General features: G+C 64.1%; 1 protein-coding gene and 2 pseudogenes. All 3 read right to left on the bottom strand.

All coding sequences use genetic code 11. The features are described 5' to 3' along the window. Positions 1 to 526: pseudogene (locus MMB74_RS27205) on the bottom strand (transposase); the annotation flags it as partial. Between the two features lie 56 nt (positions 527 to 582). Next, positions 583 to 993 (bottom strand): annotated as a pseudogene (gene cmk, locus MMB74_RS27200) ((d)CMP kinase); the annotation flags it as partial. Next, entirely contained in the window at positions 990 to 2,891 is a 1,902-nt protein-coding gene (locus tag MMB74_RS27195) for a bifunctional prephenate dehydrogenase/3-phosphoshikimate 1-carboxyvinyltransferase (protein ID WP_277431699.1), read from the bottom strand. The gene MMB74_RS27195 and the pseudogene cmk, both read right to left, overlap by 4 nt. Positions 2,892 to 3,030 lie beyond the last annotated feature (139 nt).

Here is a 3,030-nt window from a genome sequence, read left to right as displayed (position 1 = left end):
TTACCGCCGCTCTCAGCGGCGAGTTTGGTGCCAGCACACCAAAGTAGCGGTGCCGGTGGGTGCGTGGCGGTGGCACCAGCGCGGCGATGCGGTCGATCAGTTCCAGCGGTGTGAGGTGCAGCTCATCAACCTTGGCACCGCGCTTGTCGCTGGTGGGTTCGCTGCGCTGCTTGCCGCAGCGGTACACCAGTTTGCTTCCCTCTTTGCGTAGGCGCTCCATGGAAAACGGTGGACGCGCGCAATAGCGCAGCAGCCGCTCCAGCGCAGCGCGGTCGTGGGCTTCGATGCACACCCCCGCATCCACCGAGAAGCCGCTGTGTTTGTAGCCCAGCATGTCTTTGGCGTCACAGTTCTCCAGCAGGCCCCGAGCAACGAAGGCGCGCAGGATGCGTTTTTGCAGTGTGGTCTGCACTGGGGCCACGGTAGCCGCATCGATGCCGGTGGCCGCGTGAAAGATGACACCCGGCGATGAGATTCGAGGGGTCGCATCAGCATCGCCCTCGCCCTCCACTTCCTCAAACACCCCGACTGCAAGTAGCGACGGCGGGCACGTTCCTCGGCGCTGGCGGTGAGAAAGATCTTCAGCGGCGCGTCGGCGAATACCACGGTGCCCATGTCGCGGCCATCGGCCACCAGGCCGGGCATTTCGCGAAAGGCACGCTGACGCTGCAGCAGCGCTTCGCGTACAGCCGGCAGCGAGGCGACCATGGAAGCACCGGCGCCGATCTGTTCGTTGCGGATGGCATCGGTCACCTCCTCACCTTCGAGGATGATGCGCTTGTCGATGAACTGCACATCCAGATGCGCGGCCAACTGCTTGAGCGACTCTTCGTTGGTCAGGTCGATGCCGTGGTTGCCAGCGGCGAAGGCCAGCAGGCGATAAAGCGCACCGGAGTCGAGCAGATTCCAGCCGAGCTGCTTGGCCAGCAGCGCACAAAGCGTGCCCTTGCCCGACCCGCTCGGCCCGTCGACGGTGATTACCGGGGCGTTCATGCGTTGCCCTCTACGGCCACGTTGATACCGACTTCAGCCGCTAGGGCAAGGAAGTTGGGGAAGGAGGTGGCGACGTTGGCGCAGTCGTGAATACGAATTGGCGCACTGGCGCGCAGCGAGGCGACGCTGAAGGACATGGCGATACGGTGATCGCCATGCGCCCAGACTTCGCCGCCACCAATGGCGCCGCCTTCGATGATGATGCCGTCCGGGGTCGGCTCGGCCTTCACACCCAGCGCGATCAGGCCGTCGGCCATGACCTGAATGCGATCGGACTCTTTCACGCGCAGCTCTTCGGCGCCGCGCAACACGGTGCGACCTTCGGCACAGGCAGCGGCGACGAACAGTACCGGGAATTCATCGATGGCCAGCGGCACCAGATCTTCCGGGATATCGATGCCTTTAAGCTTGGCCGCACGCACGCGAATATCTGCCACGGGCTCGCCGCCGACTTCACGCTGGTTTTCCAGGGTGATGTCGCCGCCCATCAGCTTGAGAATGTCGATCACGCCGGTGCGAGTCGGGTTGATGCCGACGTGTTCCAGCACCAGCTCCGAGCCTTCAGCGATGCTGGCAGCGACCAGGAAGAAAGCAGCCGAGGAAATATCCGCCGGTACTTCGATGCGCGTGGCGGTCAGCTTGTGCCCGGCCTCGACACTGACGGTACTGCCTTCGACGCTCACCGGGTAGCCGAAGCCGCGCAGCATGCGCTCGGTGTGGTCACGGGTCGGCGCCGGCTCGGTCACCGAGGTGCTGCCAGCGGCGTACAAGCCAGCCAGCAGCAGGCAGGATTTAACCTGGGCACTGGCCATCGGCATGTCGTAGGCCATGCCGGTCAGGCGCTGACCACCTTTGATGGTCAGCGGCGGACGACCTTCCGGACCGGTCTCGATGACCGCGCCCATTTCACGCAGCGGCTTGGCCACGCGGTTCATCGGGCGCTTGGACAGCGACGCATCACCGGTCAGCGTCGTGTCGAACGGCTGCGCGGCCAGCAAGCCGGAGAGCAGGCGCATGGAGGTACCGGAGTTACCCATGTACAGCGGGCCGGCCGGTGCTTTCAGGCCATGCAGACCAACGCCATGGATGGTCACGCGGCCGTGGTGCGGGCCTTCGATGACCACGCCCATGTCGCGAAATGCCTGCAGCGTGGCCAGGGCGTCTTCACCCTCGAGGAAGCCTTCGACCTCGGTGGTGCCTTCAGCCAGCGAACCCAGCATGATCGAGCGGTGCGAAATGGACTTGTCACCGGGGACGCGGATACGTCCAGCCAGCGAACTACCAGGTTTTGCCAGGAAAATCAGATCGGTCGAGTGCATAGCGTCCACATAGGCCCTGCGGGCCAGAATTTTGCTGAAATGTTCGCGGGCCACGCGGGCGCGGGTGAACACGCCCAGCAGTTGATGCCCATCCCCGGCGTCGACCGCATCGCGCAAGGCGTCGAGGTCGTCGCGAAACGTATCCAGTGTGCGCAGCACGGCCTCGCGGTTGGCGAGGAAGATATCGTGCCACATCACCGGATCACTGCCGGCGATCCGCGTGAAGTCGCGGAAACCGCCAGCGGAATAGCGGAAAATTTCCAGGTTCTCGCTGCGCTTGGCCAGCGAGTCGACCAGGGTAAAGGCCAGCAGGTGCGGCAGATGGCTGGTGGCGGCGAGCACCTGATCGTGATGCTCGACCTCCATCGCCTCGACATCCGCCCCCAGCTCGCGCCATAGCCCTTCGACCAGCGCCAGAGCGGCCTCATCACTGTATTCGCACGGAGTGAGAATAACCTTGTGGCGGCGGAACAGCTCGGCGTTGGCCGCCTCCACCCCGCTCTGCTCGGAGCCGGCAATCGGGTGCCCCGGTACGAAACGCACTGCCTGACCGGCAAAGGCCAGACGCGCCGCACGCACGACATTGCCTTTACGGATAGGAAATTCAACCGCATGAGGCCAAGTATGGCACGAGTTTTGGGCCTCGAAACACGTTCGGCCAAGGAAGGTTGAGCGCTCGCTTGCCGCTCAATGGCAAGAGCTTGGGAGGCAGTATGCA

This window comes from Trinickia sp. Y13, assembly GCF_029522115.1.
Taxonomy (GTDB): domain Bacteria; phylum Pseudomonadota; class Gammaproteobacteria; order Burkholderiales; family Burkholderiaceae; genus Trinickia.
Note: the sequence above shows the minus strand (reverse complement) of the source record. Positions and strands in the feature narration are given on the sequence as shown.